This is a genomic window from Escherichia sp. KS167_9B (assembly GCF_030295215.1).
GTDB lineage: Bacteria > Pseudomonadota > Gammaproteobacteria > Enterobacterales > Enterobacteriaceae > Escherichia > Escherichia coli_F.
The window spans coordinates 2,077,206-2,097,796 of sequence record NZ_AP025754.1 but is presented as its reverse complement, the minus strand read 5'-3'; the positions used below and the strand labels follow the sequence as shown (position 1 = coordinate 2,097,796).

17 protein-coding genes and 1 tRNA gene are annotated in these 20,591 nt (G+C 51.8%); 6 read left to right on the top strand and 12 right to left on the bottom strand.

Annotated features, from left to right (window positions below; genetic code table 11):
- Positions 1-2 precede the first annotated feature (2 nt).
- Positions 3-79: transfer RNA gene (locus QUE34_RS10540), tRNA-Val, on the bottom strand.
- Between the two features lie 308 nt (positions 80-387).
- On the opposite strand from QUE34_RS10540, the gene QUE34_RS10535 reads away from it, so the two are divergent.
- Positions 388-1,644 (top strand): AIDA repeat-containing protein, encoded by a 1,257-nt coding sequence (locus QUE34_RS10535; RefSeq protein ID WP_105268558.1) that lies wholly within the window; start codon positions 388-390, stop codon positions 1,642-1,644.
- A gap of 40 nt (positions 1,645-1,684) precedes the next feature.
- On the opposite strand, the gene mdtK is transcribed toward QUE34_RS10535, so the two are convergent.
- Entirely contained in the window at positions 1,685-3,058 is a 1,374-nt protein-coding gene (mdtK, locus tag QUE34_RS10530) for a multidrug efflux MATE transporter MdtK (protein ID WP_001174940.1), read from the bottom strand.
- 214 nt (positions 3,059-3,272) lie between these two features.
- Here mdtK and ribE point away from each other — a divergent pair, with 214 nt between their 5' ends.
- Entirely contained in the window at positions 3,273-3,914 is a 642-nt protein-coding gene (gene ribE / locus QUE34_RS10525; protein WP_103253679.1) for a riboflavin synthase, read from the top strand.
- Between the two features lie 39 nt (positions 3,915-3,953).
- Here the strand turns inward: ribE and cfa are convergent, their stop codons facing one another.
- Both cfa and punC read right to left on the bottom strand, forming a co-directional pair.
- On the bottom strand, positions 3,954-5,102 hold the full coding sequence (gene cfa, locus QUE34_RS10520) for a cyclopropane fatty acyl phospholipid synthase (RefSeq protein WP_000098896.1): 1,149 nt from the start codon (positions 5,100-5,102) through the stop codon (positions 3,954-3,956).
- A gap of 290 nt (positions 5,103-5,392) precedes the next feature.
- Positions 5,393-6,604 (bottom strand): purine nucleoside transporter PunC, encoded by a 1,212-nt coding sequence (punC, locus tag QUE34_RS10515; protein WP_001182340.1) that lies wholly within the window; start codon positions 6,602-6,604, stop codon positions 5,393-5,395.
- 112 nt (positions 6,605-6,716) lie between these two features.
- On the opposite strand from punC, the gene punR reads away from it, so the two are divergent.
- Positions 6,717-7,649, top strand: a complete 933-nt coding sequence (punR, locus tag QUE34_RS10510; protein ID WP_286338962.1) for a DNA-binding transcriptional activator PunR — start codon at positions 6,717-6,719, stop codon at positions 7,647-7,649.
- On the opposite strand, the gene purR is transcribed toward punR, so the two are convergent.
- The gene (purR, locus tag QUE34_RS10505) at positions 7,646-8,671 is read right to left on the bottom strand and encodes an HTH-type transcriptional repressor PurR (RefSeq protein ID WP_000190982.1); all 1,026 of its coding nucleotides are present in this window, start codon (positions 8,669-8,671) and stop codon (positions 7,646-7,648) included. The two genes, punR and purR, sit on opposite strands and share 4 nt — an antisense overlap.
- A gap of 298 nt (positions 8,672-8,969) precedes the next feature.
- Here purR and cydH point away from each other — a divergent pair, with 298 nt between their 5' ends.
- Positions 8,970-9,059: a cytochrome bd-I accessory subunit CydH gene (gene cydH / locus QUE34_RS10500; RefSeq protein ID WP_000102278.1), complete on the top strand. Its 90-nt coding sequence runs from the start codon at positions 8,970-8,972 to the stop codon at positions 9,057-9,059.
- 165 nt (positions 9,060-9,224) lie between these two features.
- Positions 9,225-10,394, top strand: coding sequence for an MFS transporter (locus QUE34_RS10495; RefSeq protein ID WP_103253680.1), 1,170 nt, complete (start codon positions 9,225-9,227; stop codon positions 10,392-10,394).
- A gap of 145 nt (positions 10,395-10,539) precedes the next feature.
- On the opposite strand, the gene sodB is transcribed toward QUE34_RS10495, so the two are convergent.
- Complete coding sequence (gene sodB, locus QUE34_RS10490; protein ID WP_000007283.1) at positions 10,540-11,121, bottom strand: superoxide dismutase [Fe]; 582 nt, start codon at positions 11,119-11,121, stop codon at positions 10,540-10,542.
- 127 nt (positions 11,122-11,248) lie between these two features.
- On the bottom strand, positions 11,249-12,076 hold the full coding sequence (gene mepH / locus QUE34_RS10485; RefSeq protein WP_000101187.1) for a peptidoglycan DD-endopeptidase MepH: 828 nt from the start codon (positions 12,074-12,076) through the stop codon (positions 11,249-11,251).
- A 334-nt stretch (positions 12,077-12,410) separates the two neighbouring features.
- On the opposite strand from mepH, the gene grxD reads away from it, so the two are divergent.
- Positions 12,411-12,758, top strand: coding sequence for a monothiol glutaredoxin 4 (gene grxD, locus QUE34_RS10480; RefSeq protein WP_000108172.1), 348 nt, complete (start codon positions 12,411-12,413; stop codon positions 12,756-12,758).
- A gap of 50 nt (positions 12,759-12,808) precedes the next feature.
- Here grxD and QUE34_RS10475 read toward each other — a convergent pair whose 3' ends face one another.
- The 5 genes from QUE34_RS10475 to nemR form a co-directional block, all read right to left on the bottom strand.
- Positions 12,809-17,425 carry an ATP-dependent helicase gene (locus QUE34_RS10475; protein WP_105268560.1) on the bottom strand — a complete coding sequence of 1,539 codons (4,617 nt, stop codon included), beginning with the start codon at positions 17,423-17,425 and terminating at the stop codon, positions 12,809-12,811.
- A 92-nt stretch (positions 17,426-17,517) separates the two neighbouring features.
- Positions 17,518-18,165, bottom strand: coding sequence for a ribonuclease T (rnt, locus tag QUE34_RS10470; protein WP_001282281.1), 648 nt, complete (start codon positions 18,163-18,165; stop codon positions 17,518-17,520).
- 102 nt (positions 18,166-18,267) lie between these two features.
- On the bottom strand, positions 18,268-18,675 hold the full coding sequence (gene gloA / locus QUE34_RS10465; protein WP_001237796.1) for a lactoylglutathione lyase: 408 nt from the start codon (positions 18,673-18,675) through the stop codon (positions 18,268-18,270).
- A gap of 80 nt (positions 18,676-18,755) precedes the next feature.
- Positions 18,756-19,853: an N-ethylmaleimide reductase gene (gene nemA, locus QUE34_RS10460; protein WP_000093576.1), complete on the bottom strand. Its 1,098-nt coding sequence runs from the start codon at positions 19,851-19,853 to the stop codon at positions 18,756-18,758.
- A 36-nt stretch (positions 19,854-19,889) separates the two neighbouring features.
- A complete protein-coding gene (gene nemR, locus QUE34_RS10455) occupies positions 19,890-20,489 on the bottom strand; it encodes a DNA-binding transcriptional regulator NemR (protein WP_001032937.1) in 600 nt (199 codons plus the stop codon).
- Positions 20,490-20,591: the final 102 nt, after the last annotated feature.

The following is a 20,591-nucleotide window of genomic DNA, read 5'->3' as shown; positions in this document are numbered from 1 at the left end:
GATGGTGCGTTCAATTGGACTCGAACCAACGACCCCCACCATGTCAAGGTGGTGCTCTAACCAACTGAGCTATGAACGCAACGTTGTAGGTGACAACGGGGACGAATATTAGCGGCAGAGTGGGAAGGTGGCAAGAGGCAAAACGTATTTTTCTGCGGTATTTCGACCGTTTGCAGAGCTTTTAAGCAAATTGGCTATATTTTGTTGATTTGCAAGGGCGATTTTTATTCAGGATCGCATTTACATCTGACACAACCCAATAATCTGTGTATCAGAGTTTAAACAGAGTTGTTTGCCACCATCTCAAAATCTGTCGTGGATAAATCCTCCGTAGCCTTTACACTTAGGTAGCAATAAAGGCACACAGATGCAGCAAAGGAATAAATCATGGGATCTGATGCGAAAAACTTGATGAGCGACGGGAACGTGCAAATTGTTAAGACCGGCGAGGTCATTGGCGCGACGCAACTTACTGAAGGTGAGTTAATTGTTGAAGCTGGCGGAAGAGCCGAAAATACCGTGGTCACGGGGGCTGGCTGGTTGAAAGTTGCAACCGGTGGGATCGCCAAATGCACACAGTACGGCAACAATGGCACGCTATCGGTCAGTGACGGTGCCATTGCCACAGATATTGTTCAGTCAGAGGGAGGCGCAATTAGTCTCTCTACGCTCGCTACGGTTAATGGCCGCCATCCCGAAGGTGAATTTAGCGTTGATCAGGGTTATGCCTGCGGTTTGTTGCTGGAAAATGGCGGTAACCTGCGTGTACTGGAAGGCCATCGCGCGGAAAAAATCATTCTCGATCAAGAGGGCGGCCTGTTGGTCAATGGGACAACCTCAGCGGTCGTGGTAGATGAAGGTGGTGAATTGTTGGTGTATCCAGGTGGGGAAGCCAGCAATTGTGAGATTAATCAGGGCGGCGTTTTTATGCTGGCGGGGAAAGCCAGTGATACATTGCTTGCTGGTGGCACCATGAATAATCTCGGTGGTGAAGACTCTGACACTATTGTTGAGAATGGATCCACTTATCGTCTGGGGACGGATGGCCTTCAGCTCTATAGTTCCGGTAAGACGCAAAACCTGTCCGTTAATGTGGGTGGTCGGGCTGAAGTGCATGCTGGTACGCTGGAAAACGCGGTAATACAAGGTGGGACAGTGATCTTGTTGTCACCCACCAGCGCGGACGAAAATTTTGTCGTAGAGGAAGATCGCGCACCGGTTGAACTGACCGGGAGTGTTGCATTACTGGACGGCGCTTCAATGATTATTGGCTATGGCGCAGATCTGCAACAATCATCGATTACTGTACAGCAAGGCGGTGTGTTGATTTTCGATGGCAGCACGGTAAAAGGTGACAGTGTCACTTTCAATATTGGTAACATCAATCTGAATGGTGGAAAACTGTGGCTGATCACTGATGCGGCAACGCATGTGCAACTGAAAGTGAAACACCTGCGCGGAGAGGGAGCGATTTGCCTGCAAACCAGTGCGAAAGAAATTTCACCTGACTTCATCAATGTGAAAGGGGAAGTTAACGGTGATATACACGTTGAGATAACCGATGCCAGTCGGCAAACTCTGTGTAACGCACTGAAACTACAGCCAGACGAAGACGGGATTGGCGCAACGCTCCAGCCTGCGTAAAAACACAGGCGCAACCCGTGAAGGTTGCGCCTTGTCTTTATTAGCGGGACGCTCGTTGCAGAATGATGGCTGACGGCAGACGTTGCAGGAAACGCATTCGCAGCATCATCATAATAGCTGCCGATGTCAGGCCGATAATAAACCCTATCCAGAAGCCTGCTGGCCCCATAGGTTCAACGACCAGATCGGTCAGTGCCAGAATATAGCCGCTTGGCAAGCCCAGCACCCAGTAAGCCGTAAAGGTGATATAGAAAATGGAGCGCGTATCTTTATATCCACGCAAAATCCCACTGCCAATGACCTGGATTGAGTCAGAAATCTGATATACCGCCGCCAGCAACATCAAATGCGCAGCCAGCGTTACAACCTCGGGATTGTCGTTGTACAACAGGGCGATTTGCTCCCGCAGTGAAACCGTGAATATGGCCGTCAGGGTTGCCATACAGACACCCACCATAAGCCCGGTCCGCGCAGCGGTTTGCGCATCCAGCGTTGAGCCCTGACCCAGACGATAACCTACGCGGATAGTTACCGCTGCCGCCAGCGACATGGGAAGCACGAACATCAGTGAACTAAAGTTCAGGGCAATCTGATGTCCTGCGACATCAACAATACCGAGCGGAGACACTAACAGAGCCACGACGGCAAACAGCGTTACTTCAAAGAACAGTGCCAGTGCAATCGGCAAACCGAGTTGAATCAGTCGTTTCATAACCGCAGGATCGGGCTTCGCGGTGCCTTTTTCGTTACGAATATCGCGCATCGAGCGGGCGCGTTTAATGTAAGAAACCATGGCAAGGAACATGACCCAATACACCGCCGCTGTAGCTACGCCACAACCAACGCCACCGAGCTCTGGCATACCGAAATGACCATAAATAAAGATATAGTTCACCGGAATGTTCACCAGCAGGCCGATAAAGCCCATCACCATACCCGGCTTGGTTTTTGCCAGACCTTCACACTGGTTACGGGCAACCTGGAAGAACAGATAGCCCGGTGCGCCCCACAGCAATGCACGCAAATAACCCACGGCTTTGTCCGCCAGAGCCGGGTCGATATTTTCCATAGATCGGATAATGTAACCCGCATTCCACAGCACCAGCATAATAAGAACGGAAACAAAACCTGCCAGCCAGAACCCTTGTCGCACCTGATGCGCAATGCGCTCACGTCGACCGGAACCATTTAATTGCGCGATAACCGGCGTTAATGCCAGCAGCAGCCCGTGACCAAAGAGGATCGCCGGAAGCCAGATAGAAGTACCGATAGCGACCGCCGCCATGTCGGTGGCACTATAGCCGCCCGCCATCACGGTATCGACAAAACCCATCGCAGTTTGGGCGATTTGCGCGAGAATCACCGGGATTGCTAATGCTAATAACAGACGCGCTTCACTGATATACTTCTGCACGTGAACACCTTTTATTTGTAGTTATATGAGAGACTAAAAAGCCGCCTGAATGGGCAGCAAAAAGAAGAAGCAGGGGAAATTCAGTCTATTGTAGCGAGGATTTATTAATTCTCCAGTGAAAAAATAGCCATTCTTACCCCTTCACTGGTAAGGGCGTTTTCCACCTGCTATTGTGCTGAACAGAATGTCTTAACTGATTTCAGGAGTTGTGAGTATGTTTACGGGGATTGTACAGGGCACCGCAAAACTGGTGTCGATTGACGAGAAACCAAATTTTCGCACACATGTGGTTGAGTTACCTGACTACATGCTGGACGGTCTGGAAACCGGTGCGTCCGTGGCGCATAACGGTTGCTGCCTGACCGTGACGGAGATTAACGGCAACCATGTCAGTTTTGACCTGATGAAAGAAACGTTACGTATTACCAATCTTGGCGATTTAAAAGCGGGGGATTGGGTAAATGTTGAGCGGGCGGCGAAATTTAGCGATGAAATTGGCGGACACTTAATGTCAGGTCATATTATGACCACCGCTGAAGTGGCTAAAATATTAACCTCGGAAAATAATCGCCAGATCTGGTTTAAAGTCCAGGATAGTCAGCTGATGAAATATATCCTGTACAAAGGATTTATTGGAATCGATGGTATTAGCCTGACAGTCGGCGAAGTAACGCCAACGCGTTTTTGCGTCCATTTAATTCCGGAAACACTGGAACGCACTACCCTTGGGAAGAAAAAACTCGGCGCACGCGTCAATATTGAGATCGATCCACAAACTCAGGCAGTGGTAGATACGGTAGAACGTGTGCTGGCGGCACGAGAAAATGCCATGAATCAACCAGGTACAGAAGCCTGATCTGAAATCGCCCCCGGAGCGGGGGCGATAGAATAGCCTCTAGCGAGCGACTCGAAGGCCGTTTTCGACTCCGCGAGAGAACACCACCTGCCAGAGCTGAATATCACGGGCGCGGAAAGCACCTGCACAGGCATTTAGATAATAGGTAAACATCCGTTTAAAGCGTTCACTGTAATTATCCGCAATTTCTGGCCATGCGGCGAGGAATCGTTCATACCACGCCATCAACGTAGTATCGTAATCAGCACCGAAGTTATGCCAGTCTTCCATCACAAAGTGGGGTTCGCTGGACTGAGCAATCTGGCGTACAGAGGGCAGGCAACCGTTCGGGAAAATATATTTATTAATCCAGGGATCAACATTCAGATCGGTTTTTTTCGAACCGATAGTATGGAGCAGGAATATACCTTCCGGTTTCAAATTACGATCCACCACCGCAAAATAGGTATCGTAATTTTTCGGTCCGACGTGCTCGAACATCCCCACAGAAACAATACGATCAAACTGGTCGTTCAGGTCACGATAATCTTGCAGCAAAATGGTGACATCCAGGCCTTCACAGCGTTCCTGAGCCATTTTTTGCTGTTCAGCAGAAATGGTGACGCCCACCACGCTTACGTCATAGTTAGACGCCATGTAATGCGCCAGTCCGCCCCAACCACAGCCAATATCCAGTACGCGCATCCCTGGTTTTAACTGCAATTTTTCACAAATCATTTTGAGCTTCGCCTGCTGGGCAGATTCCAGATTATCAGCATCTTTCCAGTAAGCGCAGGAATATTGCATGAAGGGATCAAGCATGCGGCTGAACAAGTCATTACCTAAATCGTAATGCTCTTTGCCGACTATCCAGGCACGTTTTTTACTCTGCAGATTGAAGAGACGAGCGCCGGCAATACGCAGCGTGTCTTTGAAATGATGGGGGAGTTGGTTCTCGAGACCTGCGCGTAAGACTTTGCTAAAAAACATATCCAGTCGGTCACATTCCCACCAGCCATCCATATAACTTTCGCCTAACCCCAACGATCCTTCCTGCAGAACGCGTTTAAAAAAATCGGGGTTTTTGACACGAATATCCGCCGGGGCAGAACCGTTAATGGCTATACCGGCACGGCTAAGTAATTCGTTGGCGATACGGTACCAGTTGTCATCCGGTACACTGACTTCTTCTATACACGATGAACTCATAGTTTCTCCATCACTGGTCGGTGATCAGAACCTTAAAACAGCGTAGACGCTTTTTGGGCTTTGTGAGAAATCTCGCAGAAAAAACCGCGAGTCTATAATCCGACGTAGAACAGAGGGAAAGGAGGAACCCTTGCCGAAATGACCATCCATAGTGAGTCGGGAACGATCCTGTCCCCGTAAAAACATAATATTTATCGTAGCTTTAACAACTCGAAATTAGTATAGGCCGCTAATTTCAATCATACAACAAAATTTTGTTAGCAGCCTAAGTATAAGCATATCGATATAGATCAGTGTGATTCGCTATGAGCGACTTCGGCATTGCCATGATTCTGGCAGTCTACTTCTTCACAACGTTGCATCATGTAACCCAGAGCGACCAGCACTACTGTTGATAACATCACGCTGGTGGTGGTGAGCAATGGCGTGCTGATACTGATAAGCCAGGAAACTACCAGACTTGCGAGGAAGCACAGACCCAGTTGTAGAGTGTTCTGCAACGCTGCGGCGCGACCAGTTGCATGTGGGAAAGGACGCAGTGCCTGGGCGACAACAATCGGGTAGATCGCGCCGTTGGCAATCGCCATCACACAGAATGGGATCAGGATTTCGGCCAGCGACACATGGCTAATGAAGCCCGCAGCCCAGGTCGCAATGACGCTGACAGCAAACAGCACCAGCAACCACGGTAATAACTGCTTGCCTTGCCATTTTTGTAGTGCGGCGCGACAGCCATAGCCACCAATCAGAAACGCGATAGTTTGCGGGACATAGCTTAAACCAATCACTGCCGGGCTGTAACCCATTTCGCTAAGGATGAACGGTGAACCGGTCAGCCATGCAAAAAAACTGGCTGAACAGGCCGCGTATACCAGCACGTTGCCGCGATAGGTTTTAGAACGTAGCAGATCGGTAAAGGTCAGACCATCCTGACTATTGTTACGGGCCTTCGTCGTGGGTTTGAGCCAGAAAATAGGCAGAATCAGCACCACGGTAATGGCAAACAGGGTGGCGAATATCGCCTGCCAGGAAAAATGGACCAGCAGCCAGCTTCCTAAAAGAGGAGCCAGTGCCGGAGATAGACCCACCAGCGGCATGATGGTCGCAAAAATACGGTTAACTTTCTGTGAAGGATAATAATCCGTCACTAACGCTTGCCAGATAACCGCCGCGGCGCAGACACCTACAGCCTGTACAAAACGCAATACCAGCAGCGTGGCGGCGTTTTCAACCCACAGCATCCCCAGACTACCTAACGCAAAAATTGTCAGGCCGATGAATAACACCGGTTTACGACCATAACGGTCGGAGAGCGGCCCCCACAGAAGCTGGGCTGCGGCAAATCCGGCAAGGAACAGACTAAGGCTGGCACTGACAGCAGACGCAGGCGTTTGCAGGTCGGCCTGTATGGCGGCGAAAGCAGGCAGATACATATCGGTTGCCAGAAAACCGAGTACGCTCAAACCTGCCAGCCAGACTAAAAATCTTTTCCCAGGTTGCATGTATATTCTCTAAATCTCTCAATTAAACACCGCCGCAAAGTGTAGGGAGTGAAATTAGTGTTGTGAAACGGTAATATTTGATGACTGGTTTCAAAAATTTTGCAGGCAGACTATGTGGTCAGAATATTCACTCGAAGTTGTTGATGCGGTAGCGCGTAATGGTAGTTTTAGCGCTGCAGCCCAGGAGTTGCATCGCGTTCCTTCTGCGGTCAGCTATACCGTGCGTCAGCTGGAAGAGTGGCTGGCGGTGCCTCTGTTTGAACGACGTCACCGTGATGTGGAACTGACCGCTGCCGGGGCGTGGTTTCTCAAAGAAGGGCGCTCTGTTGTCAAAAAAATGCAGATCACTCGGCAGCAATGTCAGCAGATAGCGAACGGCTGGCGCGGTCAGTTAGCTATCGCAGTGGATAATATTGTCAGGCCAGAACGTACACGGCAGATGATCGTTGATTTTTATCGCCATTTTGATGATGTCGAACTTCTTGTCTTTCAGGAAGTGTTCAACGGTGTCTGGGATGCGCTTTCCGACGGGCGCGTGGAACTGGCGATTGGCGCAACACGCGCGATTCCGGTAGGCGGTCGTTATGCCTTCCGGGATATGGGGATGCTAAGCTGGAGTTGCGTTGTTGCCAGCCACCACCCGCTGGCGTTGATGGATGGCCCGTTCAGCGATGATACGTTGCGCAACTGGCCGTCATTGGTGCGCGAAGACACCTCGCGAACGCTACCTAAACGTATTACCTGGTTGCTGGATAACCAAAAAAGACTTGTCGTGCCTGACTGGGAATCATCGGCAACCTGTATCTCGGCAGGATTATGCATAGGGATGGTGCCAACACATTTCGCCAAACCGTGGCTTAATGAGGGGAAGTGGGTAGCATTAGAACTGGAAAACCCCTTTCCGGATTCGGCATGTTGTCTGACATGGCAGCAAAATGATATGTCGCCTGCGTTAACCTGGTTGCTTGAGTATCTCGGCGATAGTGAGATGCTGAATAAGGAGTGGCTGCGGGAGCCGGAAGAGACTCCCGCAACGGGTGATTAACGACGATAGTCGCGGAACGGGCCGTCAGCCACGGAGCGGCGTTCAATCAACCGCGGATGCACTTCAATGGACTGCGGTTCTTCACGTTTGTTGACGATACGATCCAACAGCATGTTGAACGCTGTTTCACCCAGCGAATCTTTTGGCTGATGGATCGTGGTCAGCGCCGGCGTAAAATAGCGGGCGTTGCGCACGTTATCATAACCGATCAGCGAAACATCCTGTGGGACGCGCAGACCCATTTCATCAGCAGCACAAAGTGCGCCCATTGCCATGATATCGCCACCACAGAAGACGGCAGTAGGGCGATGCGGCTGCGACAGTATTTGCTGCATGGCGCGATAACCGGATTCAGGTTCAAAGTCACCCTGTACAATCCAGCTTTCTGGCACCTTGATCATCGCTTCTTCCATCGCCTTCATAAAACCGGCAAGGCGGCCTGCGCCAGTGTTACGTTCCAGCGGGCCGGGGATAACGCCGATTTCGCGGTGACCGCGTTCAATCAGATAACGCCCGGCCATGTAGCCGCCTTCGAACGCGTTATCAATGACCGCATCGGTGAAGTCAGCTTTTGCTTCACCCCAGTCCATTACCACCATTGGGATATGGCGATACTCTTCCAGCATCGCCAGCAACGGCTCTGGGTACTCAGAACACATCACCAGCAGACCATCGACGCGTTTTTGCGCCATCATCGACAGATAAGCCCGCTGTTTCTCAAGATTGTTCCACGCATTACCCAGAATCAGGGTGTAACCTTTCTGGAAGCAATTTTTTTCAACCGCTTCAATGATCTCGGCAAAATAGGCCGCTTCGCTGCTGGTCGCCAGCAAACCGATAGACTTGGTGTGGTTAACCTTCAGGCTACGCGCCACCGCGCTAGGGGAGTAGTGTAATTCTTTAATCGCTGCCCACACGGCGTTGCGCGTTTCTTCAGCGACGAAACGTGTTTTGTTGATGACGTGTGACACAGTTGTAGTGGAAACGTTTGCTCGTTTCGCTACATCTTTTATTGTTGCCATTCCATTTCACTCCAGACCCTAACTTCAGCTCCTGCAAAATCGCAAGGTAAACGTTTGCCTTTACACACCTTACGCACAACAAAAGTGTTGCGGTACGCCGGAAAAACGACACGGAGCGTCAGGAAGGGGTCAATGGCCAGTACGCAAATAGTGTAAGCGTGGAATTTTGGCCGATCTTGACGAAAAGGGGAAGTGGTAAAAACACTTATCATTATAAATGACGGGAGATTTTTTCATCACAGTGTGTAAAAATGCGTAATATCACTTTTTGTGTGGTAATAAAAAAGGAGAAAACTTGATGAGCACCGACCTTAAATTTTCACTGGTAACAACGATTATCGTCCTCGGTTTGATCGTAGCCGTGGGTTTGACTGCCGCGCTGCACTGATTTCCTCTCGAGGGAGCGCGTTCTCCCTCGCATCTCCTTCCTGTTTGTTAGCAAAATGGCAAAAGTGTTTTCTCTTTTTGTTATTTTCATTTTTTTGTGATTGCTGTCATGCTTTCGCCACTTTAATGAATATCGCGTAATGACGCGAAGAGGTGGAGATAAGGCATGAAAATTAACTATCCGTTGCTGGCGCTGGCGATTGGCGCGTTTGGTATCGGGACAACGGAGTTCTCGCCAATGGGCTTGTTGCCCGTCATTGCGCGCGGTGTGGATGTCTCGATTCCCGCTGCCGGAATGTTAATCAGTGCCTATGCAGTTGGCGTAATGGTGGGCGCGCCGCTGATGACGCTTCTACTTTCTCATCGTGCCCGCCGCAGTGCGTTGATTGTCCTGATGGCGATTTTCACGCTTGGCAACGTACTTTCCGCCATCGCGCCGGATTATATGACCCTGATGCTTTCACGCATTTTGACCAGCCTGAATCACGGAGCATTTTTTGGTTTGGGTTCAGTTGTGGCCGCAAGCGTGGTGCCAAAACATAAACAGGCCAGCGCAGTTGCCACTATGTTTATGGGGTTAACCCTGGCAAATATCGGTGGTGTTCCGGCGGCGACCTGGTTGGGTGAAACCATCGGCTGGCGGATGTCATTTCTGGCAACGGCGGGGCTGGGCGTGATTTCAATAGTAAGTCTGTTCTTCTCATTACCTAAAGGTGGCGCAGGGGCGCGACCTGAAGTGAAAAAAGAGCTGGCGGTATTAATGCGTCCGCAGGTGCTGTCTGCATTGCTGACGACGGTGCTGGGAGCTGGCGCCATGTTTACCCTCTACACCTATATCTCTCCGGTACTGCAAAGTATTACCCACGCAACACCGGTGTTCGTCACGGCAATGCTGGTGCTGATTGGTGTCGGGTTCTCTATTGGGAACTATCTCGGCGGCAAACTGGCAGATCGTTCAGTTAACGGCACGTTGAAAGGCTTTTTGTTGCTGCTGATGGTGATTATGCTGGCAATCCCGTTCCTGGCCCGCAATGAGTTCGGCGCAGCTATTAGCATGGTGGTGTGGGGAGCTGCAACCTTTGCGGTCGTACCGCCGTTACAGATGCGCGTGATGCGTGTCGCCAGTGAAGCGCCTGGTCTGTCTTCATCAGTCAATATTGGTGCCTTTAATCTTGGAAATGCGCTGGGAGCAGCTGCTGGTGGTGCGGTAATTTCCGCTGGGCTGGGATACAGTTTTGTGCCGGTGATGGGGGCGATTGTCGCGGGACTGGCATTATTGCTGGTGTTTATGTCAGCCAGAAAACAACCTGAGGCAGTTTGCGTTGCCAACAGCTAATTAAACAAAAACGCAGAAGGATAACCTTCTGCGTTACAGTTGCTGGCAACGTGCGATTTATCTTGCCGGATGCGGTGTTAACGACTCATCCGAGTTGGCATGGTAAGCGAAGCGCATCAGGCAATGTTGCATTTGCCATCAGTTATTATGCAGCGAGATTTTTTGCTACGAATTCCCAGTTCACCAGCGCCCAGAAGTGCTCCAGATAGCCAGGACGTGCATTGCGATAGTCGATGTAATAAGCGTGTTCCCAGACATCAACGGTCAGCAGTGGAGTCGCATCGGTGGTCAGCGGAGTACCCGCGTTAGAGGTTGAAACGATAGCCAGTTTGCCATCGCTGTTTTTCACCAGCCAGGTCCAGCCAGAACCAAAGTTTTTGATTGCTGCATCAGTAAACTGTGCTTTGAAATCGGCAAAGCTGCCAAAAGATGCGGCGATAGCTTCAGCGACTTTTCCAGTTGGTTCGCCACCCGCGTTCGGTGCCAGGCAGTTCCAGTAGAAAGTATGGTTCCAGACCTGAGCTGCGTTGTTGAATACGCCACCTTCAGAGCTGCGAATAATCTCTTCCAGTGATTTACCTTCAAACGCGGTACCTTTAATCAGGTTGTTCAGGTTAGTGACATAAGTCTGATGATGCTTGCCGTAGTGATACTCGATGGTTTCCGCAGAAATGTGCGGTGCCAGAGCATCTTTAGCATATGGTAGTGCAGGTAATTCGAATGACATTGCTACTCTCCTTTATTATTAATTTGCATACGTACAATAGCCTTATTGTGCGTATGGATAGGGTAGCAAATTAAAAGGTGAGACAAAAGATGAACTTACCCTGTTGCCGTAACAACAGGGTAGAGTTTTAGCGAAGTGTTTTTGGGGTCATTACCCGGCGAGCGCCAACATAGTGGCGCTGCCAGTAGTCTTCACTGAGAGAAGTGATTTGAATTTCCTGACCCGTACGCGGTGACTGAATAAATTTGCCGTTGCCGACATATACGCCGACATGATCGGCTGTACCGCGTCCCTGAGTACGGAAAAAGACCAGGTCGCCGTTTTTCAGTTCACTACGTTCGATTGGCGCTGCATCTCGCAGGTGATACATTTCATTCGCCGTACGCGGAATACGAATTTTCACCAAATCTTTATAAGCGTAATAAACCAGGCCGCTGCAATCAAAACCGGTACGCGGTGAGCTGCCGCCCCAACGATATGGCTTACCAATTTGCTGCATCAGTTTATTCATTGCCACTTTTGTGGCTTTTTGCACCTTCGCTTTGTGTGCGTCGGCAAGAGTTCCTGACGCGGCATTTTTGACTTTCACACAATGCGATTTATAGCCCTTACGTTTGGTACACTTTTCGGTAAAGCTGGCTGAGGCCGTTTTATTGACGACGTGTTTGCTGCGAGTTTTGGCGTTTTTAGAAGCGGTAATGGAAGATTTTTTAACGGAAGAAGCGGTTTTGCTTTTGGTCGTACTTTTACTGGCGGCTTTTTTCGCTGTTTTCTGGCTGGCTTTCTGGGTCTTTTTGGTGGTTGCCGTGCTTTTCTTTTTATCTGCTTTTTTGGTGATATGAGTGGTAGCAGAACTCTCCCTGGCTTGCTTTGAAGCATGGGCCATAGGCGTTAAAGGCAGGGTGGTAAAAAGTAAAGCACAGAGCGTGATCGAAATACGGTTTATCCGCGCCACTGAGCGTCCCTCTGTTAAGGCAGGTCTATCATGCCTGCGTCTGATTTACAAAACTTGATGATTCTAATGCATAGAAGAAGAGAAAGTTAATAGCTTTTATTGTTAAAAAATACGTTTCGTCGGCGAGCGCAAAAAAATGCAGCAGTGGAAGCTAAAAATGGTTATAAATACGCCAGTTTGCCGTGCATAAGGGAAGAAACGAATATTTGAAATGCAACAAATAGAACAAAGGGATAAAATAGCAAAAGCGTGATGAAAATGTTATTTTCCGATGCCGCACTGACCCGCTACAATGTCAGATTACTGCCGTAAAGAAGTTTGAGGAAGCAAGACAATGAGCACCACTATCGAAAAAATCCAACGCCAGATTGCTGAAAACCCGATCCTGCTGTACATGAAAGGTTCACCGAAACTGCCGAGCTGCGGTTTCTCTGCCCAGGCAGTCCAGGCGCTTGCCGCATGTGGCGAACGTTTTGCCTATGTTGATATCCTGCAGAATCCGGACATTCGTGCGGAACTGCCGAAATATGCTAACTGGCCGACCTTCCCGCAACTATGGGTTGACGGCGAGCTGGTCGGCGGTTGTGATATCGTGATCGAAATGTATCAGCGTGGCGAACTGCAGCAGCTGATCAAAGAAACTGCCGCTAAATACAAGTCTGAAGAGCCGGACGCTGAATAATCCGTCCTGCAATACTGACGGATGCGAACGGGCATCCGTCAATCCTTTCTCTATCCCCAATCCAGTCCTTGTGGCGAACTTGAAAATCCCGCCTCACGCAGCAGCGTAAACATCGGCGTTTGCCGGACCGGTAGGTCATTCACTTCTGTTAGCGTAAAGCGCAGCCGTGGTTCGCGACGCAGTGCGGTAGTCAGCGCGTGGAAAATCTCTGGGGCGAGTAATTCCTCTTTTTCCTGCCAGACCAGCATTTTTTTGCCACCTTGCGCCAGATAGAGTAACAATTTGCCGCCAGAAACGACCACCAGCGCACCCGCCCGACGCGTTGGTATCAGCGTTGCCGGATGTGCAGGCCAGGGCAGAAGATTTCCCCATGCATTAGCCGGATCGTTGGCAGAGAGCGCCACTGGTGTATAGTGGCGCGTTTGCGTGGCTTGTGTCGCCAGATCGCGCAATCGGTCAATAGTCAGACGTTCAGCGAATTGCGCGCCACCCAGACCTTCTACAAAACGACCTCGCATAATTCGCCCGGAGTCTTCCATACTTCGACAAAGCGTTTGCATCGATGGAAACCCGCTAGGGATATTTTCGGCTATCACCGCCTGACGACTGATGATGCCGTAGCGGTCGAGCATATTTTCCGCCAGCGCCAGCATCCTTTCGGTATCGTTTAGTGGCTCCACCTGCAATAACGACCAGCGTCCAGCCAGATTTGGTGTGTTGTAAGATAGCAGCGGCGAGACGGGTTGCGCATAGACAGGACGTCCACGTCGAGCCCTGTGGCTGCGACGAGTTGAGGTGCGTGTGTTGGTACTGCTGCGGGTGAGGGCGCGTAACGGTGCCCAAATGTCGCTGGTGATGACGCCTTGCCAGACCAGCGCCCATAACGCCTCTTGCAGGGCTGAGGGATCAACCGATTCGTCGATTTTATCGCGTATCCGTTGGCTGATTTGTTGTGCAAACCAGGCTCCTCCGTCAGCCAGAACCGTGACTATCGCTTGCTGCAGCGCCGAACGATTCGCCTGATTCGCTTCGGCGGGAGTGAACGATTCTGCGGCATATTCCTGTAGATGCAGTGCCACCAGACCGTCATCATCACCCAGTTTTTTTTGCCCCGACCAGATAACCGCACCGGTTGCCAGTAATTCATCGAGCATTTCTGGCGAATAGTCGCGTACGCGGGCAGGCAGGATCTGGCTTTCCCAGAGTGAGGCGGGTAAACCGACTCCGGCAAGCTGTTCGATCACCCGCATGACGCCATCCACGCCCTCATAAACGCCTGGCGATGTTGAGGCAAAGAGTGCCGGGCTACCATCGGTGGCGGGTAATACGCCCTGACGTTCCAGCAGCAATCGCGCATAGGTCGTGGCCGCAACGGGACGTGTCGCTTCTCTGGCGGCTTGCAGCGAGCGCAAACGCAGACGACGAAATACTTCATCGCTCACCCAGATGTCTTGTTGCAGATTCATCACCAGCCCCTGTTCGCGCAGTTGCTGAAGTTGCTCTTCGACAATGGCAATACCGAGACTAAACTCATGAGCCAGTTGTTCAGACGTGACCAGAGCATGAGCCCGGAGATAGCGCAGAAAGAGGTCGCGAAGCGGGTAACTGACTCGGTGCAAATAAATCTCTGGCAGTGACTCTGGTAGTCGTACGCCGAGGGCATCGCGCAGCCTGGCGGCATCATCCATACAGGCAAGACGCTCCTGCCCGCTAATCATCGTCGGGAAGATTCGTTTTACTGCAAGAAGATTTTCCAGATACGACGCAATCTCTTCACTGCTGCCTGTATGCCGTTGCGCCAGGTCTTCAACGGTCATTGGCCCCAGTTCGCGCAGCAGGTCGAACAATCCTTCTTCACCTTTCGCTCTTCTGCCAGGAGCCAGTCGTTGCAACTCTTCTTCCACCTGGCGAATGACCTGCGGGTCGAGTAATTCCCCCGGATCGACCTGTCCGAGTAGATTGCGCAGTAACTCGCTGTCCAGCGACAGTACGGATGCCCGGCGCTCTGCCAGCGGGGCGTCGCTCTGGTACATAAATTCCGCGACATAGCCGAACAATAAACTGGCGGCGAAAGGCGAGGGCGTAGTGGTCGTTACATCGGATATTTGAATTTCGCCACCGTTCAGACGACGCATCAAACGCTCCAGCGCGGGAAGATCATAAACATCTTGCAGACATTCGCGTAGGGTTTCGAGAATGACCGGAAAATCCGGATATCCCTGAGCGATTTCCAGCAACTGACTGGCGCGCAGCCGTTGTTGCCAGAGCGGGGTGCGATGGCCCGGCGTGCGGCCCGGCATTAATAATGCCCGCGCGGCGCATTCACGAAAACGGGCGGCGAAAAGTGCCGAGCTGCCTACCGCTTCACGGACAATTTGCAGTAACTTTTCTGGTTCAAACAAAAAAATCGCGGCATCGGGCAATTTACCATCGGTGTCAGGAATGCGCGCAACAATGCCGTCATCACTGGCAACCACAGACGCGTCAGCGCCCCATAGTGCATGTATTCGCCCGGCAATCGCCAGCGCCCAGGGTTCATGCACCCGTCTTCCATAGGGAGAGTGCAAAATAATACGCCAGTCGCCAATTTCATCACGGCACCGTTCGAGGACCAGATGACGACTACCCGGAACGATGCCCGTCGCGTTGCGCTGCTCGTCAATCAACCCCTGAATATTGGCGATCGTATTTTCTTCTGCCAGCCACGGGGGAATATTCCCGGAAAAGAAAGCGCCATCTGCCAGTAAATGGAGAAAATCGCCGATCATCTCACCTAATTCAGCCGGACGGCCGTTACCTTCACCACGCCAGAAGGGAAGGCGGGCAGAACGACCTGGAGCAGGAGTCACAATCACCTGATCGCGGGTGATTTGCTGGATCCGCCATGAGGTAGCGCCGAGAGTGATAATGTCGTTCACCCGCGACTCATATACCATCTCCTCATCCAGTTCACCCACCCGCCGCGAACCGGCCTGTTCTTCACCTTCGGGTAATAACACGCTATACATGCCACGATCCGGAATGGTGCCACCGCTGGTCACCGCCAACAGCTGAGCGCCAGGTCGGGCGGTCAATATCCCGGTCTCCCTGTTCCAGACCAGTTTTGGTCGAAAAGCAGAAAAATCGCCAGAGGGATAGCGCCCGGAAAGCATATCCAGCGTGGCGTCAAAAACACGTCTTGGCAGATCTTTCCACGGTGCGGCACGGCGTACGCGGGAGTACCATTCGTCTGCCTGTAATGCATCCATCGCCGCGGCGGCAACGGTCTGCTGCGCAAGGACGTCGAGTGGATTATGCGGTGGTGTCAGGTTTTCCAGCCTGCCTGCGAACATACACTCAACAATGACTGCGGAATCGACTAAGTCACGCCGGGTTCGGGGGAAAAAAAGCCCTTTGGAGATACCACCTACCTGGTGTCCGGCACGTCCAATGCGTTGTAACCCACTGGCAACAGAAAACGGCGTTGCCACCTGAATTACCAGATCCACCGCGCCCATATCAATCCCCAGTTCGAGACTGGAGGTTGCGACCACGCAGCGTAATTCACCCGATTTCAGCGCCTGTTCGGTGATTGCTCGTTGTTCTTTAGACACGGAGCCGTGGTGTGAGCGGGCAATAAAAATGTCGCTACTTTGTACACGGTTAGAGGTTGCGCCGGAGGTCGACTCGAAATGGGCCGCATCAACGGCGATAGACGGGGAACGCTGTAAGCGTGCGGCGTAAAGCTCATTCAATCGTGCCGTCAGTTTTTCCGCCAGCCCGCGTGAATTAGTAAAGACAATGGTCGAGCGATGGCGCAAAACTTCATCAAGGATACCCGTTTCAATATATGGCCAGATGGAGCCTTCTCGGCCGGCATGGCTGTCTTCGCCGGTGCCGCTGGCGACCGATGAGACATCATCCATATTGGCGACCGGTACGACAATCCGTATCTGCGGATGGCGCATTGCAGGCGGGTTGACTACCGTAACCGGGCGATCGCCACCAAGAAATGCTGCCACATCGCTGGCTGAGCGTACAGTGGCAGAAAGGCCAATTCGCTGTGCTGAGGTGTGGAGCAGCGCATCGAGCCGCTCCAGACTTAACGCCAGATGCGCACCACGTTTACTGCCCGCTACCGCGTGGACTTCATCAATAATTACCGTTTCGACGCCGCGTAGCGTTTCGCGCGCGCGGGAGGTCAGCATCAGATAGAGTGATTCGGGTGTGGTGATCAGAATATCCGGCGGATTACGGGTGAGTTTGCTGCGTTCCTGTGCAGGCGTATCGCCAGTACGGATCCCCACGCGAAGATTGACTTCCGTTTCGCCGCGCCGCCGCCGTTCATCGGCAATACCCTGTAACGGGATCTGCAAGTTGCGCTGAACGTCGGTGCCCAGAGCTTTGATCGGTGAAATATAGAGAATGCGTGAGGTTTTACGCTTATGCGCCTCGCGGGTATCTTGGCCGCCTTCGCGGAAGAGCTGATCGAGGGCGTAGAGAAATGCTGCCAGCGTTTTCCCGGAGCCAGTCGGTGCAATCACCAGCGCATGTTCGCCTCGCGCCGCCACATGCCAGGTTTGCGACTGGACAGCGGTCGGCTGTTTAAAGGCGCGAAGAAACCAGTCGCGGGTCGCCGGTGAAAACACGTCCGGCAGGGGCGATGAAGGGTTTAGATTATCTGCCATTAACGCTATTCCCCGTGAATATCATGCATGATGCGTGGAATAGCCTCACTATAGATGCCTGAATCATTGCATGTCATCAGGCATCGACTCGATTACACCTCTTCGGCGGCAGGTAGCGGCCAGCCTCCCAGACGTTTCCAGCGGTTGACGATTTCACAAAACAGCACAGCAGTGCGTTCGGTGTCGTACAGCGCGGAGTGCGCCTGGGTGCTGTCGAAGTCCATGCCAGCGGTCTGGCAAGCCTTTGACAATACGGTTTGTCCGAGTGCCAGCCCGGCCAGTGCAGCAGTGTCAAAAGTGGCGAAAGGGTGGAACGGGTTACGTTTCAGTGAGGCGCGTTCTGCGGCGGCCATCATAAAGCTGTGATCGAAATTGGCGTTGTGCGCCACCATAATGGCGCGGTTACAGCCGCTCGCTTTAATGCCTTTACGTACAACTTTAAAAATTTCGTGCAGCGCCTCGTATTCGCTGACCGCGCCGCGATCGGGATCGTTCGGGTCAATGCCGTTGAAGGCGAGGGCCTCTGGCTGCAAATTTGCGCCGACAAATGGTTCGACGTGGAAATGTAATGTGGTGTCCGGCATCAGCCAGCCTTGTTCATCCATTTTCAGGGTGATGGCGGCAATCTCAAGCAGCGCATCGGTTTTGGCGTTAAATCCAGCTGTTTCAACATCGATCACAACAGGATAAAAACCACGAAAACGGTCGCACAGACCGGTAAGTTGAGCGTTATCGGACATCTGATTCTCTTAATACGGATAAATTGCAGCGCGCATTATGACAAATATTACTTGTCGATGCAGTAAAGATGCGGGCGCGATGAGTTCACGCCCGGCAGGAGATTAGTTGCCCAGACCGCGACCGGCGTCTTTCTCTTCGATTAATTCAATTTTGTAACCGTCCGGATCTTCCACAAATGCGATAACCGTAGTGCCGCCTTTTACCGGACCCGCTTCACGGGTGACGTTACCGCCGTTCTGACGGATTTTTTCGCACGCTTCAGCGGCGTTATCTACGCTAAGCGCGATGTGACCATAAGCAGTGCCGAGTTCGTATTTATCCACGCCCCAGTTGTAGGTCAGTTCAATCACCGCTTCTTCGGTTTCCGGGCCATAGCCAACAAACGCCAGTGAGTATTTGTATTCCGGGTTTTCGCTGGTACGCAGCAGTTTCATGCCCAGTACTTTGGTATAAAAATCGATGGAGCGTTGCAGATCGCCAACGCGCAGCATGGTATGAAGAAGACGCATCTTTATATCCTCAAAATGGCTAACAGATTCAAAATGTTGTTTTAGTATAGCGGCGGCTTTGCGCCGCTCGCAATGTTGGATTACAGCGTCGGGTAATCGGTATAGCCTTCCGCGCCGCCACCGTAGAAACTTTCGGCACGCTGTGGGTTAAGCTCAGCTTTGCGCTGCAAGCGGGCAACCAAATCCGGGTTCGCAATCCAGTCACGACCAAATGCCACCGCATCAATCAATCCTTTGCCGATCAACGTTTCGGCTTTTTCTACCGTGTATGCCCCTGCGCCGATAATCGGACCGTGGAAACGGGCACGTACTTTTTCGCGGAACGCATCAGTATACGGTTCACCTCCCGCCCAATCTGGTTCTGACATATGCAGATAAGCAATGCCGCGTTTGCCCAGTTGTTCAATCAGATACAGTGCATCGGCTTCTTCATTTGGGCCATTATCCGTGTTCTGGAAAGTACCGATTGGCGAAACACGAATGCCAATGCGATCGGCACCCCATTCTTCAATCCCGGCATCGACCACTTCCAGCACCAGACGTGCGCGATTTTCCACGCTGCCGCCGTACTGATCGGTACGATGGTTTGAAGAAGGAGAAAGGAACTGATGCAGTAAATAACCGTGAGCAGAGTGTAGCTCCACCAGATCAAACCCAGCTTCACGGGCATTAGCGATGGCCTGGCGGAAATCATTGACGATGCCCGGAATCTCTTCCCGTTCAAGTGCACGTGGCATGGATGTTTCAACGCGGATCGCCTGACCTTTTTCATCGCGCAGAGAAGTACGCGTTCCCGCGCTAAGTGCAGAAGGCGCTACCGGTGCCTGACCGCCAGGCTGCAGGCTGGCGTGAGAAATTCGCCCCGTGTGCCACAGCTGCACGGCCATATGACCATTTTCAGCATGAACGCCAGCGGTGATTTTTTTCCATGCGGCAATTTGCTCCGGACTATGGATGCCAGGCGCGCCTGCATATCCTTTTGCCTGGGCGGAAATTTGCGTGGCTTCGCTAATAATCAAACCGGCACTGGCTCGTTGGCGATAGTATTCCGCCATCAACGGGGTAGGGATGTCACCCGGTTCAATACTGCGCAGACGCGTCAGCGGTGCCATAAAAATACGGTTTGCCGCCGTGATCGCGCCCACTTTCAGTGGGGAATACAGTTTTTCAGATGACATAAAGGCTCCCGGTGGTCTGGTGATAAAAAATGCCTGCTAAACGGCAGGCGTCGCAATAATGGTTTTTACATGGGCCAGCGCGTTTTCCAGTGGCTCGAAACTGCGCGAAATTTTGGCCTGCAAATTCGCGCCAAGCCACAGTGCGTAAAGCACTTGTGCCTGTTGCAGCGGTTCGCCACAAAAGGTTAAACAATGGTTCTCACGGCCATTTTCCAGCGCCTGAGAGAGCAGGGCGATTACGCCGCGAGCCCCTTTATCCATCGCGCTGCGCATATCTTCTGACAGATCGCACACTTCGGCAGAGAGTTTTACTGTCAGGCAACCACTGATGGTTCCATGTTGGCAAAATTGGTTCAGTGTTTGCTGGTAATAAGCCAGTATGCGGTCGCGGTAGTTACCTTCGCCGGATTGCAGCAACTCCGTCAGTCGCTGGTGATATGCGGCGTAATGGCGCTCAAGCATGGCAACGCCAAACGCTTCTTTAGAGCGAAAGTAGTGATAGAAGGACCCTTTCGGTACTTCAGCAGTTTTTAGTAATTCGCTTAGCCCCATCCCGGTGAATCCACGTTGCAGGCAAAGTTGCTCGCCCGTCGCCAGGAGATGTTCGCGAGTATCATGTTCGGTGTGTTTGTTCATGTGTTGGAGTGTAGTAGACCAGTCGGTCTAGTGCAAGTAAAGTTGCTACTTTGGGCATTAACAGCTTCAATAATGGTAATAATCTTATCTGAGGAGGGCGAG